Annotated in this window: 10 protein-coding genes and 5 pseudogenes; 10 read left to right on the top strand and 5 right to left on the bottom strand. The window is 68.7% G+C overall.

Translation table 11 applies throughout. The features are described 5' to 3' along the window. Positions 1-13: 13 nt before the first annotated feature. The 6 genes and pseudogenes from ASG92_RS29955 to ASG92_RS18445 form a co-directional block, all read left to right on the top strand. A pseudogene (locus ASG92_RS29955) lies at positions 14-414 on the top strand (urocanate hydratase); the annotation flags it as partial. A 1-nt stretch (position 415) separates the two neighbouring features. After that, positions 416-780, top strand: a pseudogene (locus ASG92_RS29950) (urocanate hydratase); the annotation flags it as partial. Between the two features lies 1 nt (position 781). Continuing rightward, positions 782-1,655, top strand: a pseudogene (hutU, locus tag ASG92_RS18455) (urocanate hydratase); the annotation flags it as partial. 1 nt (position 1,656) lies between these two features. Beyond that, positions 1,657-1,872: pseudogene (locus tag ASG92_RS29945) on the top strand (urocanate hydratase); the annotation flags it as partial. A gap of 75 nt (positions 1,873-1,947) precedes the next feature. Further along, entirely contained in the window at positions 1,948-3,540 is a 1,593-nt protein-coding gene (hutH, locus tag ASG92_RS18450) for a histidine ammonia-lyase (RefSeq protein WP_056631449.1), read from the top strand. A 162-nt stretch (positions 3,541-3,702) separates the two neighbouring features. Further along, complete coding sequence (locus tag ASG92_RS18445) at positions 3,703-3,939, top strand: hypothetical protein (protein WP_056631446.1); 237 nt, start codon at positions 3,703-3,705, stop codon at positions 3,937-3,939. Between the two features lie 95 nt (positions 3,940-4,034). Here ASG92_RS18445 and ASG92_RS18440 read toward each other — a convergent pair whose 3' ends face one another. Continuing rightward, positions 4,035-4,295: a hypothetical protein gene (locus ASG92_RS18440; RefSeq protein ID WP_200952014.1), complete on the bottom strand. Its 261-nt coding sequence runs from the start codon at positions 4,293-4,295 to the stop codon at positions 4,035-4,037. Between the two features lie 158 nt (positions 4,296-4,453). Between ASG92_RS18440 and ASG92_RS18435 the strand changes: the two genes are divergently transcribed. Next, complete coding sequence (locus tag ASG92_RS18435; protein WP_082579617.1) at positions 4,454-6,721, top strand: transglycosylase domain-containing protein; 2,268 nt, start codon at positions 4,454-4,456, stop codon at positions 6,719-6,721. Here the strand turns inward: ASG92_RS18435 and hutG are convergent. Beyond that, complete coding sequence (gene hutG / locus ASG92_RS18430; RefSeq protein ID WP_056631439.1) at positions 6,718-7,791, bottom strand: formimidoylglutamase; 1,074 nt, start codon at positions 7,789-7,791, stop codon at positions 6,718-6,720. The two genes, ASG92_RS18435 and hutG, sit on opposite strands and share 4 nt — an antisense overlap. Before the next feature lie 73 nt (positions 7,792-7,864). After that, a complete protein-coding gene (locus ASG92_RS18425; protein ID WP_056631436.1) occupies positions 7,865-9,307 on the bottom strand; it encodes an NCS2 family permease in 1,443 nt (480 codons plus the stop codon). A gap of 108 nt (positions 9,308-9,415) precedes the next feature. On the opposite strand from ASG92_RS18425, the gene ASG92_RS18420 reads away from it, so the two are divergent. After that, entirely contained in the window at positions 9,416-10,078 is a 663-nt protein-coding gene (locus ASG92_RS18420; protein ID WP_056631433.1) for a copper resistance CopC family protein, read from the top strand. Between the two features lie 42 nt (positions 10,079-10,120). Here the strand turns inward: ASG92_RS18420 and ASG92_RS18415 are convergent, their stop codons facing one another. Further along, positions 10,121-10,768, bottom strand: a complete 648-nt coding sequence (locus ASG92_RS18415) for a hypothetical protein (RefSeq protein ID WP_056632192.1) — start codon at positions 10,766-10,768, stop codon at positions 10,121-10,123. Positions 10,769-11,181: 413 nt separating this feature from the next. Here ASG92_RS18415 and ASG92_RS18410 point away from each other — a divergent pair, with 413 nt between their 5' ends. Beyond that, positions 11,182-12,219: a universal stress protein gene (locus tag ASG92_RS18410; RefSeq protein WP_056631430.1), complete on the top strand. Its 1,038-nt coding sequence runs from the start codon at positions 11,182-11,184 to the stop codon at positions 12,217-12,219. Between the two features lie 3 nt (positions 12,220-12,222). Next, a complete protein-coding gene (locus ASG92_RS18405) occupies positions 12,223-14,988 on the top strand; it encodes a PEP/pyruvate-binding domain-containing protein (protein ID WP_056631429.1) in 2,766 nt (921 codons plus the stop codon). A 10-nt stretch (positions 14,989-14,998) separates the two neighbouring features. Here ASG92_RS18405 and ASG92_RS27570 read toward each other — a convergent pair. Next, positions 14,999-15,347: pseudogene (locus ASG92_RS27570) on the bottom strand (DedA family protein); the annotation flags it as partial. Positions 15,348-15,419 lie beyond the last annotated feature (72 nt).

Genomic DNA, 15,419 nt, shown 5'->3' with positions numbered 1-15,419 from the left:
CGCGCTTAAACTNCTGGAGACGATGGAGAAGGACGAGACGCTGCTGGTCCAGTCCGGCAAGCCGGTGGGTGTGTTCCGGACCAACGAGTGGGCGCCGCGGGTGCTGCTGGCGAACTCCAACCTCGTGGGGGACTGGGCGAACTGGCCCGAGTTCCGCCGGCTCGAGGCCGAGGGCCTGATGATGTACGGCCAGATGACCGCCGGTTCCTGGATCTACATCGGCACCCAGGGCATCCTGCAGGGCACCTTCGAGACCTTCGCCGCGATCGCCCGCAAGCTCACCGGGGACGAGGACGGCACGCTCGCCGGCACSCTGACCCTCACCGGCGGCTGCGGCGGCATGGGCGGCGCCCAGCCGCTCGCCGTCACCCTGAACGACGGCGCCTGCCTGATTGTCGACGTCGACGAGACCCGNACCCTCACCGGCGGCTGCGGCGGCATGGGCGGCGCCCAGCCGCTCGCCGTCACCCTGAACGACGGCGCCTGCCTGATTGTCGACGTCGACGAGACCCGCCTGCGCCGCCGCGCCGGCAAGCGCTACCTCGACGAGGTCGAGACGGACCTCGACGCCGCCATCGCCAAGGTCCTGAAGGCGAAGGAAGAGGGCCGCGGCTGGTCCGTGGGCTACGTCGGCAACGCCGCCGAGGTGTTCCCGGAGATCCTGCGCCGCCACCGGGCCGGGGAGCTGACCGTGGACATCGTCACGGACCAGACCTCCGCCCACGACCCGCTGTCCTACCTGCCCGAGGGCATCACCGTCGCCGAATGGCAGGCCGAGGCNCCGCGATGTACATCTTGAACTGGCTCCGAACCTGGGTCCCGGAGATCCTGCGCCGCCACCGGGCCGGGGAGCTGACCGTGGACATCGTCACGGACCAGACCTCCGCCCACGACCCGCTGTCCTACCTGCCCGAGGGCATCACCGTCGCCGAATGGCAGGCCGAGGCCGCGGCGGACCCGGAAGGCTTCACCAAGAAGGCCCAGGCCTCGATGGCMAGGCACGTCCAGGCCATGGTGGAGTTCCAGGACGCCGGCGCCGAGGTGTTCGACTACGGCAACTCCATCCGCGACGAGGCCCGCAAGGGCGGCTATGACCGTGCGTTCGAGTTCCCCGGTTTCGTTCCGGCCTACATCCGGCCGCTGTTCTGCGAGGGTCTTGGCCCGTTCCGCTGGGTGGCGCTCTCCGGGGACCCCGAGGACATCGCCGTCACCGATGCGGCCATCAAGGAACTGTTCCCGGAGAACAAGCACCTGCACCGCTGGATCGACGCCGCCGGGGAGCGCGTCGAGTTCGAAGGCCTGCCGGCGCGGATCTGCTGGCTGGGCTACGGCGAACGCGCCAAGGCCGGGCTGCTGTTCAACCGGCTCGTCGCCGAGGGCAAGGTCAAGGCGCCCATCGTGATCGGCCGCGACCACCTGGACTCCGGCTCCGTCGCCTCCCCGTACCGGGAAACCGAGGCCATGGCCGACGGCTCCGACGCGATCGCGGACTGGCCGCTGCTGAACGCCCTGCTCAACACCGCCTCCGGCGCCACCTGGGTCTCGATCCACCACGGCGGCGGGGTCGGCATCGGCCGGTCCATCCACGCCGGCCAGGTCTCCGTCGCCGACGGCACCGAGCTCGCCGCGCAGAAACTCGAGCGGCTGCTCACCAANGGCGGGGTCGGCATCGGCCGGTCCATCCACGCCGGCCAGGTCTCCGTCGCCGACGGCACCGAGCTCGCCGCGCAGAAACTCGAGCGGCTGCTCACCAATGACCCCGGCATGGGCGTGATCCGCCACGCCGACGCCGGCTACGACCGCGCCGTCGAGGTCGCCAAGGAACGCGGCGTCCGCATCCCGATGCAAGAGACTGCGTCCGAAACCCACTAGCCACTTCGGTGGTCGAGCTTGTCGAAACCTGGATCTCGACAAGCTCGATCACCGGCCCCGAGCAAGGAACTTCCAATGACCCTCACAACCCACGAACCGCTGACCGTCACCCTCGGTTCCAGCGGCGTCACCCCCGAGGACGTCGTCGCCGTCGCACGCCACAACGCGAAGGTGACCATCTCCCCGGAAGCCCTGGACACCGTTGCCAAGGTGCGCGCACACATTGACGAACTGGCCCACAGCGAGGTGCCCGCGTACGGCATCTCCACGGGCTTCGGTGCGCTCGCCAACCGGCATATCCCCAACGAGCTGCGCACCCAGCTGCAGAAGTCGCTGATCCGCAGCCACGCCGCCGGCATGGGCCCGGCCGTCGAACGCGAGGTGGTCCGCGGCATCATGTTCCTCCGCGCCAAGACCCTCGCCTCCGGCCGCACCGGCGTCCGCCCGGTGGTCCTGCAGACGATGGTGGACGTGCTCAACGCCGGCATCACCCCGGTGGTCCGCGAATTCGGCTCGCTGGGCTGCTCCGGCGACCTCGCCCCGCTGTCCCACTGCGCCCTGGTGCTGATGGGCGAGGGCGAAGCCACCGGACCCGACGGCGTACTGTACGGCGGCAAGGACTGCCGCCCCGTGTCCGAACTCCTCGCCGAGCACGGGATCGAACCCGTCACGCTCGCGGAGAAGGAGGGCCTGGCGCTGGTGAACGGCACCGAGGGCATGCTGGGCATGCTCCTCATGGCCATCGCGGATCTCCGCCAGTTGCTGACGACGGCGGACATCACCGCCGCGCTCAGCGTCGAGGCGCTGCTCGGCACGGACCAGGTGTTCCTGCCCGAGCTCCACGCGGCCCTGCGGCCGCACCCGGGCCAGGCCGCCAGCGCGGACAACATGCTGCGCGTGCTGTCCAACTCCCCGATTGTCGCCTCACACCGGGTGGGCGACTCCAGGGTCCAGGACGCCTACTCGCTGCGCTGCGCACCGCAGGTTGCCGGCGCCGTCCGCGACACCGTGGACCATGCGGACCTGGTGGCCTCCCGCGAACTCGCGGCGGCCATCGACAACCCCGTGGTCCTCCCGGACGGCCGGGTGACGTCCAACGGCAACTTCCACGGTGCCCCCGTGGCGTACGTCCTCGACTTCCTGGCGATTGCCGTGGCGGATCTGAGTTCCATCGCCGAGCGCCGCACCGACCGCATGCTGGACCCGGCGCGTTCGCACGGGCTGCCGGCGTTCCTCGCCGCGGATCCGGGCGTGGATTCGGGGCTCATGATCGCGCAGTACACCCAGGCCGGGCTGGTCTCGGACAACAAGCGGCTCGCCGTGCCGGCGTCTGTGGACTCGATTCCGAGCTCAGCCATGCAGGAGGACCACGTGTCCATGGGCTGGCACGCCGCCCGAAAACTCCGGAAGGCCGTCGAGAACCTGCGCCGCGTCCTGGCGATCGAACTGGTGACGTCCGCCCGCGCCCTCGACATGCGCGCGCAGCTCTCCGGCGGTCTGCTGACTCCGGGTCCGGCGGGCGCCGCGGTTGTCGCGGCGCTCCGCGGGGTCGTCGAGGGTCCGGGAGCCGACAGGTTCCTCTCACCGGAACTGGAAGCAGCCGACTTGCTGGTCGCCTCCGGCGAGGTAAGGGCGGCGGCCGAATCCGCCGTCGGAATTCTTGCCTAACGGTGAATAGTGTGCGCCGCCGGTAAACATTTGCCGGCGGCGCCGAAACACTCTGCAACGCGGCGGGCACGGGCTCGCCGAGTGTAGTAGAACTGAGGGTGTAGTGAAAGTCACATCAACGACGCTGTGGCAGAGAACATATACAAAGGGGTAGAAGTTCACATGAAAGCACGCGGGGCAGTCCTGTCCAGACGCATCGCACACACGGCCACGGTTTCCGACTGGGGATCGTTGCACGCGGGCGAGCGGGTCGAAATCATCAAGCACGCGCATGTTATTGCCGCAGGCGAGGTCGAGGAAGTCTCACGGAGCGGCAACGTTCTGTGGCTCGTCAGCAGCGGGATCTCCGAGACGCAGCTCTTCATGAAGTCCGACGGCGTGCAGGTCCGCCGGGCGTAAGTCAGGCAAACAAAAGCCCCCGACCCTGGGATCATCCGGCCGATTAAGGCAACGGATGAGACCAGAGGCGGGGGCTTTTTGCTTGCTGGGCCGTGTTAGGCTGCGATGTCCTCGTGGGTTTCGCCGAAGGGGACCGACTCGTCGAGGGCCACCTTGTAGTGGCCAGGTTCGAGGCGCGTGACCCTGATGCCGCAGGCGCCGTCCTGGGCCGCTGTTTCGATCAGGGCTTCCACCGCATTCTCCAGGCCCTCGTGGACCTGGTCCGCACTGGTGAAGGCCAAGTGGATGGACCGGGAATCCGAGGAGCCTGCCGCGCTTGAAGGAGCGGTTGGGCGCTCCATAGTTGCTGTGCTCATGTACTGACTTTCTGTGATTCGTGCCGAGGCCGGAGCCCATCCTACCGGCCTGAGGCAACAAACGTAAGATGACTGGCATTTGACAGGGCCCATGACCGGGTTTGTCCAGCATGGGTCGGCGGGTATTCTGAATTCACTTCCGACGTTTGGTGAGCTTCATGGCAGGCAAGAGGTTTGTATTCCGGACGGCGCGGGCCCTGGCAGCGATGCTGGGGTTCGTCATCGTCAGCGGCATGTGCGGGGTTTTGGTAGCCAGCTTCCTGGTTCCGGGGGCCGCGCTCGCGGGCACCACCGTCAGCAAGTCCATCTCCTATTTCAAGAGCCTCCCCACCGAACTCGCAGTTCCGACGCCGGCCCAGACCACCAGGATGGTGACGGCGGACGGGAAGCTGATCGCCACGTTCTATGCGGAAAACAGGGTGCGGGTCCCGCTGAAGCAGATGTCCCCGTTCATCCGCGACGCTGTAGTGGCCATCGAGGACAGCCGCTTCTACGAGCACAGCGGGGTGGATACGCAGGGCGTCCTCCGGGCGCTGGCCAGCAACCTGACGCGCGGCGAGAGGCAGGGGGCCTCGACCCTGACCCAGCAGTACGTCACCAACGTGGCCAACGAGGCCCTGATTTCAGCCGGCCGCGAGGACCAGGTGGTGCTCAGCGGGCAGAAGAGCGTGGGGGACAAGCTCCGCGAAATGCGGCTGGCGATGGCTCTGGAGAAGAAATTCACCAAGGACCAGATCCTGGAGGGCTATCTCAACATCGTCTTCTTCAACCGCATTGCTTACGGCATCGAGGCCGCCGCCCAATACTTCTACAGCGTGCCGGCCAGCAAGCTCAACCTGCCCCAGGCGGCGCTGCTCGCGGGGCTGGTGAACAGCCCCAGCTTCTACGACCCCGTGGCCAACCCGAAGAACTCCATCGCACGGCGCAACCAGGTCCTGGCGGCAATGCTCAGCCAGGGCAAGATCACCAAGAAGCAGCATGACGCCGCGGTGGCCACGGGCGAGGGGCTGAAGGTAGTGCCCTCCAAGCAGGGCTGCGCCGCGGCCGCAATGGCGCCCTACTTCTGTGATTACGTCACCCACCTGATCCTCAACAACCCCGCGTACGGGGCGGACACGGAGGCGCGGGAGCAGAAGCTCTACCGCGGCGGATTGACCATCACCACCACGCTGGACAGCAGGCTGCAGGAAAAGGCGCAGGCGCAGGTGGACGCGACTGCCGGGGCGAACCCCGCCAAGTGGGGCGCCGCGCTGGTCACGGTCCAGCCGGGTACGGGCAAAATCCTCGCCATGGCGCAGAACACCGTCTTTTTGCCGCAGCGCGGAAAGTTCGACACCCAGCTGAACTTCAATGTGGACTCCCAGGACCCCGACGGCAATGACCTCAACGGCGCCGGCGGATTCCAGCCCGGTTCCACCATGAAACCGTTCACGTTCGCCGAATGGCTGCATCAGGGACGGGCCATGACCGAAGTCGTGGATGCTTCACGGCGGGAGTACCCGCTGGGGTTCCGCTGGCGGTCCTCCTGCGGGAAGGTGCTCGGCGGCTACAGCACCAAGCAGCGTAAAGCGGGCCTTGAAGCGGCCGATGACCTGCAGAATGCCTCCGACGGCTATTACCGGAAGATGCCGGCCGACTACGGGCTCTACAACTCCATCAACACGGCCACGTTTGCCGAGGCGGCGCAGCTGGACTTCTGCGGGATCCAGAACATGGTCAATGCGGTGGGCCTGCACAGCGGACTGGACGGCACCCCCATCAACATGCACCAGCTTGGCAACCTGCTGGGCGGCACCGGCGTGTCCCCGATGTCCATGGCCAACGCCTTCGCCACCTTCGCCGCCGACGGCCGGTACTGCGCACCGATCGCACTCCTTCGCGTGGCGGATGTCGCCGGACAGAAACTTCCGGGCCAGGCTCAGGAATGCCGCGACGCCGTGGACCCGAATGTGGCCCGGGGCGTGAACAAGGCGCTGCAGGACATGCTTAACAAGGGCTCGGGGATCTATATCAATCCCAAGGTCCAGAGCCGCGTGCCGGTGGCGGCCAAGACCGGCACCAACAACAGCAACAGTGCCACGTGGGTGCTCGGCTACACGACGGGCCTGGCCACGGCCTCCTTCTTCGGGGACGCCCTTGAAGGCCAGCAGCGGCCCGGCAGGAACCTCACCGTCAACGGCAAGTTCTACTCGCGGATTGACGGCTACATGATCGCCGGCCCGCAGTGGGCGAATTACATGATCGAGGTGGCGCGGCTGTATCCGGCCGCCGCGTTCCCCAAGCCGCCGGCGGCGATCGTCGCAAAGCCGGTTCCAAAGCCGCCCCCCAAGCCGACTCCAAGGTCGACCCCCAAGCCGGTTCCGTCCCCGCGGGGGTCCGCCAGCCCTGCCGCGTCCGCCAGCCCTCCCGCCCGCGCCAACGATTAGTACGGCAGCGCCGTGTCCTGGCCTGCCAGGGCCGTCCTGCCCAGCAGGGTGTTGACCAGGCGCGCCGCCACCCGGGCCGTGCGGTTGTCAATGTCAAAAGAGGGGTTCAGCTCCGCCACGTCGGCGTGCAGCAGCTTCCCGCTCGCGCACACCTGGCGGCACACGGCGCTGATCACCGGCAGCGGGACGCCGAACGCCGCCGGGGCGCTCACCCCCGGGGCCACGGACGCCGGCAGCACGTCAAGGTCGATGGTCAGGTACAGGACGTCGACGTCGGCCAGGAAATCCGCCACGAACGCATGCACGGCGTCCCGCGTGCAGTCCTCGTCCAGGAGGTATTTCACGCCCAGCCCCTGGGCCGTGCTGAACAGCGCGCCCGTGTTGTTCGGTTCGGAAATCCCGACGACGGCGTACTTCAGTTCGCGCCCCGCGGCGGCTTCCGCACGGGCCATCTGGAGGAACGGCGTGCCGGAGCCGGGCACGGCCTCGTCGCGGAGATCGAAGTGGGCGTCGAGGTTCAGCACCCCCAGCCGCCGCCCTTCGCGGACGGCCTGGGATCCGGCCACGCCCAGGTAGCTCGCGAACGCGGTCTCGTGGCCGCCGCCGAGCAGCACGGTGAGGTTCCCGGCGTCGAGCAGTGCTGTGACCGCCACCCCGGCCCGGGCCTGGCCCGCTTCGAGTTCACCGTCCCGGACGGTCACGTCACCGGCGTCGAGGACGGGCCGGTCCAGGTGGAAGGCCAGCGGGCCCAGCGCAGTGCGGATCGCGGCGGGCGCCTTCGCGGCGCCCGTCCGCCCCTTGTTGCGACGGACGCCCTCGTCGCTGCAGAAACCCAGAAGTACGGCCGGCCGGCCAGCCCTGCCCGGAGTGGTTGCGCCGCCCGGAGCAGTTGCCTCGGCAGGCAGGGTGACCCTGACGGGCGGATCAGCGCGGAGCGGACTGCGCTGGTGCCGGGTGGCGGCGTACGGAGCCACCGCCTGCCACCAGCGGCGGTGTGTTTCGCCGTCGCCGTCGAAACGGCCGGTCCATGACGGTGGCGGGGCGTCGACGGAGAGCGCGGGAATATCCATGCTTCAAGCTCACCGCACGGGGCCGGACAAAGCCAGCAGCGCCGGCGTCGTACTGTCTGAAATCCCGGAACCGCTAGAGCATTCCGAGGGCCTGCTCGATGGGCCCGATGCCGAAGAACACGACGAAGGCCGCGGCCACTGCCCACATGAGCGGGTGGACCTCCCGCGCGCGGCCCTGGAACGTCCGGATGGTGACGTAGGAGATGAAGCCCGCGCCCAGGCCGTTGGCGATCGAGTAGGTGAAGGGCATCAGGCTGAACGTGAGGAAGGCCGGGAGGGCGATGCCCCAGTCCTTCCAGTCGATCTTGCCCACCTGGGCCACCATCATGAAGCCGACCACCACCAGGGCGGGGGCCACGGCTTCGAACGGCACCAGGTTGATGAGCGGGGTGAAGAACATGGCCACCAGGAACAGCAGGCCGGTCACGATCGAGGCGAGGCCGGTCCGCGCGCCTTCGCCGATGCCGGCGCCGGACTCGACGTAGATCTGGTTGGAGGATACGGACGCGCCGCCGCCCACGATGGCACCGAGGGCGTCGACCTGCAGCACCCGGTCAACGTTGGGGATGTTGCCCTCTTTGTCCACGGTTCCGGCCTCGTTGGCCAGGCCAACCATGGTGCCCATGGCGTCGAAGAAGGTGCTGAGCAGGATCACGAACGCCAACAGGGTTGCGGCCACGACGCCCAGGTGCTCGAAGGCGCCGATCGGGTTGGCCTTGCCGATCAGCGAGAGGTCCGGGGCGGCCCACTCGGTGAACTTGGGGGCAACCAGGGACCAGCCCTGCGGGTTGACGTTCTTGCCGTCGAAGCTCGGGCCGATGTGCAGCGTGACTTCAAGGATCACGGACAGGATGGTGGACGCGACGATGCCGATCAGAATGGCGCCCTTGACGTTGCGGACCAGCAGGCCGGTGGTGAGGATGAGTCCAAAGACGAACACCAGCGTCGGCCAGCCCAGGAGCTTGCCGTCGAACCCCAGACCCACCGGCACCGTGGTGCCGGCAGCGTCCGGGATGCGGCGCACGAAGCCGGCGTTGACCAGTCCGATCAGGGCGATGAAGAGGCCGATGCCCACGACGATCGCCGTCTTCAGTCCGTCCGGAACCGCCTTGAACACGGCGGTCCGGAAGCCGGTGAGGACCAGGATCAGCATGGTGATGCCGGAGAGGACCACCAGCCCCATCATGTCCGGCCAGGTCAGCCCTGGGTTGGTGGCCACCGTGACGGCCACGAAGGCGTTGACGCCCAGGCCGGTGGCCAGCGCGAAGGGGTGCTTGGCCCAGGCACCCATCAGGATGGTCAGGATGCCTGCCACGAAGGCGGTGACGGCAGCGACGGCCGGGAAGCCCAGCGTTGCGCCGGAGGAATCCGGGCCGGACAGGATCAGGGGGTTCAGCACCACGATGTAGCTCATGGCGAAGAACGTGGCAAAACCGCCGCGGACCTCGCGGGAGAAGTTTGACCCCCGTTCGGAAATCTTGAAATACCGGTCCACTGCAGAGCCCTGCTTAAGCATTTGTCCTCCGGGGTTTTGGGGTTGGTTGCATCCTATTGGGCGGCAGGGGGCCTTCCCGGCATTTTCGCCTAGTCTGTAAGGAAGCCAACACAAGGGAGAAGTCCGTCCATGCGTTCCACCCGCCAGCTGCTGAGCGCCGTCCTGGGCGCGCTTGCCTTCGCCGCCCTGCTTCTCACCGCCGGTCCGGCCGCCGCGCACGATGCCGCCGAGTCCAGCAGCCCGGCCGACGGCGCCACGGTGGCCACGCCGCCGGCCAAGGTGTCCATCACCTTCAACAAGAATCCGCTGGGGCTCGGCTCGCAGGTCAAGGTCAGCGACTCCGCCGGAACTGACTGGGCGGACGGCAAAGTGGAGATCGTCGACAACGTGGCCTCGCAGAAGCTGCGGGAGGGCGCCCCGGCGGGCAAATACACGGTGGCTTGGCGCGTGGTCAGCTCGGATTCGCATCCCATTGAGGGGACGTTCGCGTTCACGGCAACGTCCGGGGCCGCGGGATCGACGGCGGCAGTCCCGGTGCCCACGGCCGGTACGCCCCAGCCGGGCATCACCCCGGCCCCGGAAAAGGTGCCTGACGCATCGGAGCCGTTCCCGTGGAGCGTCGTGGTGTTCGCCGCGGTGGCGCTCGGGCTGCTCGTGACCCTTGGTGTGCTGGCCCGCCGGAGGCTTGGCGTCAGCGACGACGCGGAGGACCCGGACGCCGGGGAAGCGCCCGATGCTGAGGACAACGACGCCGGTGCCCGCCCCGGCGGGTCAGGCGGCCAGGGGGTCTAGTCGCCGACTGCCCGAGGGCCGGCCGCCAGCGGGGCTTTGCTATTAGGCGGGGCCGGGCTGCCAGGCGGGGGCTTGGAGGGCCGCGAAGCTTCCCGTCAACACTGAGGGGACGCTGTCCGGGTACACCTTGGCCGAGATGGCCTGACCCACCACTTTCGCCTGCCGCAGGACTTCCCTGGGCGTCGGCGTGACCAGCTCGCCTACTCCCACGAGGTACATGCCGATGGCCCGCATGGCCGCCACAAGGTTTTGCCCCACGGAGATGCCGAGGTCAGTGAGCATGCGGCGCAGCTGGCTGTGGGCGCAGCGCGTCAGCACGATGTGGTCGGCCAGCAGCACGCCGTCAGGGGTGTGGACGGCCCAGCGGTGGAGCGAAGCGTCCGCCGTCCCCGCGTCCATCCTGTCCAGCTGAACGGCGGCGGTGCCGTTTCGGATGTCCAGCTGGTGGCTCGAGGCATAATTACGCAGCTGGCGCAGGATTTCATTGCGCTCCTGAAGGGGGGATCCTCCCGCTGCGTCGCACCGCTGCAGGGGCGCTGTCTGGGACGCCTGCCCGCCGGGCGCTTCAAGCCCGCTGACGGTGATCGAGTCCACGCCCCGCCGGCGGAGTTCCGTGGCGATGGCCAGACCGGGAAGGCCGGCGCCGATGACCACGGTGGTGGTCCGTTCAGCCCCGCTGAGACCAGGCATGCTTGACACTACAGCTTCCTCCTCGAAATTTTCGAAGCACAGGGCGTCTGCGCCCTGCACGGTCCGCTGCCCCAGCAAGCAGACACAAAATATGGCCCGGCTGTGTTCTGGAACACAGATCTCGGATCAATAGTGCCTCGAACACTACAGAATTTTTCAGTCCCTGGATAGCCCGCCGGAAACATTGAAACAGTGACCCGCGCCAGGGCCTCAAGCAGCCGTTGAGCCCGCGCAGGCGGCCGCCCGAAACGGCCTCCCGGCCTGCTTGCTAACAAGTCGCCGACCGAGAATAGTTGGACATGAAAGCAGGCCTGACGCAACCGGGAACGGGAGGCCTGCCGGTGACGGCGAAAGTCTCTGCTTCTGGCAGAATAGCCGCATCATCAGGGCAGTATCGCGAGGAGGCGGACCGAATGGACGCACACGAGTTGCATCCGGACCCGGCACGGAATGGCGACCGAAGGGCCGTCAGGCCCGAAGGGATCGTAGTCGGCGTCGACGGTTCAGATCATGGGCAGTGCGCCTTGGTGTGGGCAGCCCGCGAAGCCGAGCGCCGCCGTCATCCCCTCCATATCGTCACCGCCTACTCGGTGCCCATTTTCGCGGCGTCCGGGCTCGACGGCGGCTATGCCACCGTGGACGATTCGGTGATCCGCGAGGGCGCGGAGGCCATCCTGCAGCACGCGGTGGACAAAGTGGCCGGCTACAACATCGACGTCAGCGCCTCGGTGGAAAACGGGGACGCCTCCGGTGTGCTGCTGGAAATCTCGGAATCCGCGGAACTCCTTGTAGTGGGGACCCGCGGCCGGGGCGGCTTCGTGGGGCGGCTTCTCGGTTCCGTCAGCAGCGCCCTGCCCGCCCATGCCAAGTGCCCCACCGTCACGGTTCCCCTGATTTGCGCAAACCGGCTGGGTGAAACCACGCAGGACAAGCATGTCCGGGCCGAGCAGGCCAAGGCAGGGTACGGGCCCGTGGAAAACGTCGTGGTGGTGGGCGTGGACGGCTCTGAACAGGCCCGCGTCGCCGTTCTCGAGGCCGCGGCCCAGGCCGAGCGGCTGGCAGCACCGCTCCGGGTGATCTGCGCCGTGCCCCAGTACAGCGGATCCCTGGCATGGGTCCCGGCGCCTTTGGACAGGGAAGCCCTGTTTGCGGACATCCAGGTCCAGCTGAAGGCCGGCGTCGCCTGGCTGCAGAGCCACTTCCCCCGGCTGACCATCGAAACCCGGCTCGTGGACGGTTCGCCCGTGGACGTGCTCGTCGAGGCCAGCCGCCATGTGGAGCTGATCGTCGTTGGCACGCGCGGGCGCGGAGGTTTCACCGGCATGCTCCTGGGCTCCACCTCCGACGGCGTCCTGCACCACGCCAAGAGCCCCGTGATGGTGGTGCCGGACAGGGAGGACCCGCGGCTCGCCGACCGTGCCAGCTTCGGTCCCATGCTCGGCGCCGCATAGGCCATGAGCGGGAGGGTGCTCGGCCTCGGCGACCTCAACGCACGCATGTTGCCGCAGGTGGGCGGGAAGGCCGCCAACCTGGGCGAGCTTCTCTCCGCCGGTTTACCGGTGCCGGACGGCTTCTGCCTCACCACCGGCGCCTACGCTGAAGCCATGGCGCCCTTGGGACTCGGCGCAGTGCACCGTGACCTGCAGGCCACCCCGGCGGACCACCTGGACGCCCTCGCCGAGCTCGCCGCCCGGGCCCGCGGGCTGATCACCGCGGCCGAACTGCCGCCGGAGATCGCCAGCGAGGTGCTGTCCGCCTATCAGGCGCTGGACTCCGGGCAGGGACCGGGCTCCGGACAGGGACCGGGCGTTCCGGTCGCGGTCAGGTCGTCAGCCACGGCCGAGGATCTCCCCTTCGCCAGTTTTGCCGGCCAGCAGGACACCTACCTGAACGTCGTGGGCGCGGATGCGCTGCTGGCGGCAGTCCGGGACTGCTGGGCTTCCCTGTGGACGGACCGCGCCGTCGCCTACCGCGCCAGCCGCAACATTGACCCGTCCACGGTGGAGCTCGCCGTCGTCGTCCAGCGCATGGTGGACGCCGCGGCAGCGGGGGTGATGTTCACGGCAAACCCGGTGACGGGCCGACGCCGGGAATCCGTGATCGATGCCAGCCCGGGCCTGGGGGAGGCCGTGGTGTCCGGGGCCGTGAACCCGGACCACTTTGTGGTGGACACCGCGTCCGGCCGGATCCTGGAGCGCCGCGTCGGAGACAAACGCCTGGTCATCCGCCCGCTGTCCGGGGGCGGCACCGAGAGCATCGACCAGCCGGCCGCGGGGGACAAGCCCTGCCTGACGGACCCGCAGGTCCGGGAGCTCGCCGCGCTGGGAGGCAAAGCCGAGGACCACTACGGGGCGCCGCAGGACACGGAGTGGGCGATCGACGCCGCCGGCAAGGCCTGGCTGACCCAGTCCCGTCCCATCACCACGCTGTACCCGCTGGCGGACAAGGTGCTGCGTGGCGAGGTGTCGGAGTACGACACCCGGATCTACCTGTGCTTCAGCCTGGCCCAGGGGCTGACCCGGCCCATCACCCCCATGGGCCTCGCCGCCTTCCGCCGCATCACGGCCGCCGTGGCGGCCGAGGCAGGCTTCGATGTTCCCAGTGCGCGGAGCGGCCCCCCTCCCTATGCCGAAGCAGGCCAGCGCATCTTCTTCGACCTGACCACCGTGGCGCGGAGCACGGTGGGCCGCCGGATCGTCCCCAGGGTATTCGACATCATGGAGGCGCGCTCCGCAGTGCTCCTGCGCCATGTGTTCGCCGATCCCCGGTTCTCGATCACCCGCCGCACGCCCTGGGGCCTGATCAAACACGTGGCACCTGTGGCCGCGCGCGCCCGGGTGCCTGAAACCCTCTTTCGGGCGCTGTTCCGGCCGGAAGCCGCGCTGCGGCGCGTGGACCGGTTCACCAAGGATTTCAACAAGTCGCTGGAACTCCCCGGCGGCGCTTCGCCACGGCAGCGGCTGGACCACGCGGAGCAGGTGCTCTCCCGGCTGTTTCCCAATGTCCCGGCCATCATCCCGCTTCCCGCGCTCGGCTTTGCGATGCTGGGCCTCGCCGGAAAGCTGCTCAAGGGAGGCCGGCGGCAGGGGCAAGGACAGCGGGAGGCCGGGCGGAAGACGTGGGCTGAGCTCCAGCCGGTTCTCCGCGGACTGCCCAACAACGTCACCACGGAGATGGACCTGGAGCTGTGGCGGCTTGCCACGGCAATCCGTGCCGACGACGAATCCTCGCGGGTGCTGACCGGGCAGCCGCCCGCGCTGCTGGCTCAGCATTTCAGTGCCGGCGAACTGCCGGCCGTGGCGCAGTCCGGCCTGGCCGCATTTCTGGAGCGGTTCGGGCACCGGGCCGTTGCGGAAATCGACGTCGGGATGCCGCGGTGGCGGGACGACCCCACCCACATCCTGGGTGTCCTCGCCAACTACCTGCGGCTGGATGACCCGGCGCTCTCTCCGGACCGGCAGTTCAGCCGGGCGGAAGCCGAAGCGGAGGCGCAGATGGCGCGGCTGGTGGCGGAGGCGCGTTCCAGGGGACGTCTCCGTGGCATCGTAGTCCGGGCGGCGCTGCGGCGGGCCCGGCTTTTCGTCGGCCTGCGCGAACTTCCGAAGTACCAGATCGTCGTGGCCCTGGCGGAGGTCAGGCGGCAGCTGGCCGAGGTGGGCAAGGCGCTGGCCGCGGAAGGGCGGATCGCCCGCGCCGACGACGTCTTCTTCCTGGACTTTGCGGAAACGGGGGCCGCGCTGGACGGCGCGGATATGCAGGAGCTCGTGGCGCGGCGCCAGGGGGCCTACTACCTGGAGCTGGAGCGGCGCCATATCCCGCGGCTGCTGCTGTCCGACGGGACGGAGCCGGAAACCCTGGCTTCTGCCAGGGGGACTGCCGTCGAGGGCGCCCTGGCGGGGAGCCCGGCGTCGGCGGGAACGGTGACGGCCCCGGCCCGGGTGATCCTGGACCCGGTGGGTGCGCACCTGGAACCGGGCGAGATCCTGGTGGCCCCGTCCACCGATCCGGGCTGGACCCCGCTGTTCCTCACGGCCGGCGGCCTCGTGATGGAAATGGGCGGCCCCAACTCGCACGGCGCCGTGGTGGCCCGGGAGTACGGGATCCCCGCGGTGGTGGGCGTCGCCGATGCTACGTCCGTCCTGCGGACGGGGCAGGAAGTAACGGTCGACGGCGCCGCCGGCACGGTGGTGCCTGCCGGCAGCAGGGTGGCCGGGGTCTGAAGACCGCCACTTACTTCGGTTCGTCCGCCGTCTTCCTTCGCCGGACGTACCGCACCACGAGCCAAACCACCACGATTGCCAGCGCCGCATAGACCGCATAGTTGAGGTAGCGGGAGTACTGCTCCACCATTGAGTACTGCCGGCCTAGCAGGACACCCAGCCCGATCAGGGCCCCGTTCCAGATCCCGCTTCGGCGCCAGGGCGCCCACATATGCCCCGAGCGTGCTGGTCACGAAGACCAGGGGCAGGCTCAGGGATCCCTGCCGGGTCAGGAACCCCGCAAGAGGAAGAATGACCTCGCTGGGGATCGGCGGGAACACCGTTTCTGCGAGCGTGAACAGCCCGACGCCCCACTCCCCCCCGCGTGGTCCTGCGAAAGCGGCAGCGCGAATTGGGGGCTGCCACGCGCTGGGCCGAGGCGTACCCTGAGG

This window comes from Arthrobacter sp. Soil736 (genome assembly GCF_001428005.1).
Classification (GTDB): domain Bacteria; phylum Actinomycetota; class Actinomycetes; order Actinomycetales; family Micrococcaceae; genus Arthrobacter.
This window is presented reverse-complemented; position numbering and strand designations above follow the sequence as displayed.

What these genes read in the sequence shown, in the direction of transcription:
- hutG (WP_056631439.1), bottom strand. Translation starts at nt 7,791, where the DNA reads ATGGATATTCCCGCGCTCTCCGTCGACGCCCCGCCACCGTCATGGACC.
- ASG92_RS18410 (WP_056631430.1), top strand. Translation starts at nt 11,182, where the DNA reads ATGGACGCACACGAGTTGCATCCGGACCCGGCACGGAATGGCGACCGA.
- ASG92_RS18445 (WP_056631446.1), top strand. Translation starts at nt 3,703, where the DNA reads ATGAAAGCACGCGGGGCAGTCCTGTCCAGACGCATCGCACACACGGCC.
- ASG92_RS18405 (WP_056631429.1), top strand. Translation starts at nt 12,223, where the DNA reads ATGAGCGGGAGGGTGCTCGGCCTCGGCGACCTCAACGCACGCATGTTG.
- ASG92_RS18440 (WP_200952014.1), bottom strand. Translation starts at nt 4,295, where the DNA reads ATGAGCACAGCAACTATGGAGCGCCCAACCGCTCCTTCAAGCGCGGCA.
- ASG92_RS18415 (WP_056632192.1), bottom strand. Translation starts at nt 10,768, where the DNA reads ATGCCTGGTCTCAGCGGGGCTGAACGGACCACCACCGTGGTCATCGGC.
- ASG92_RS18425 (WP_056631436.1), bottom strand. Translation starts at nt 9,307, where the DNA reads ATGCTTAAGCAGGGCTCTGCAGTGGACCGGTATTTCAAGATTTCCGAA.
- ASG92_RS18420 (WP_056631433.1), top strand. Translation starts at nt 9,416, where the DNA reads ATGCGTTCCACCCGCCAGCTGCTGAGCGCCGTCCTGGGCGCGCTTGCC.
- hutH (WP_056631449.1), top strand. Translation starts at nt 1,948, where the DNA reads ATGACCCTCACAACCCACGAACCGCTGACCGTCACCCTCGGTTCCAGC.
- ASG92_RS18435 (WP_082579617.1), top strand. Translation starts at nt 4,454, where the DNA reads ATGGCAGGCAAGAGGTTTGTATTCCGGACGGCGCGGGCCCTGGCAGCG.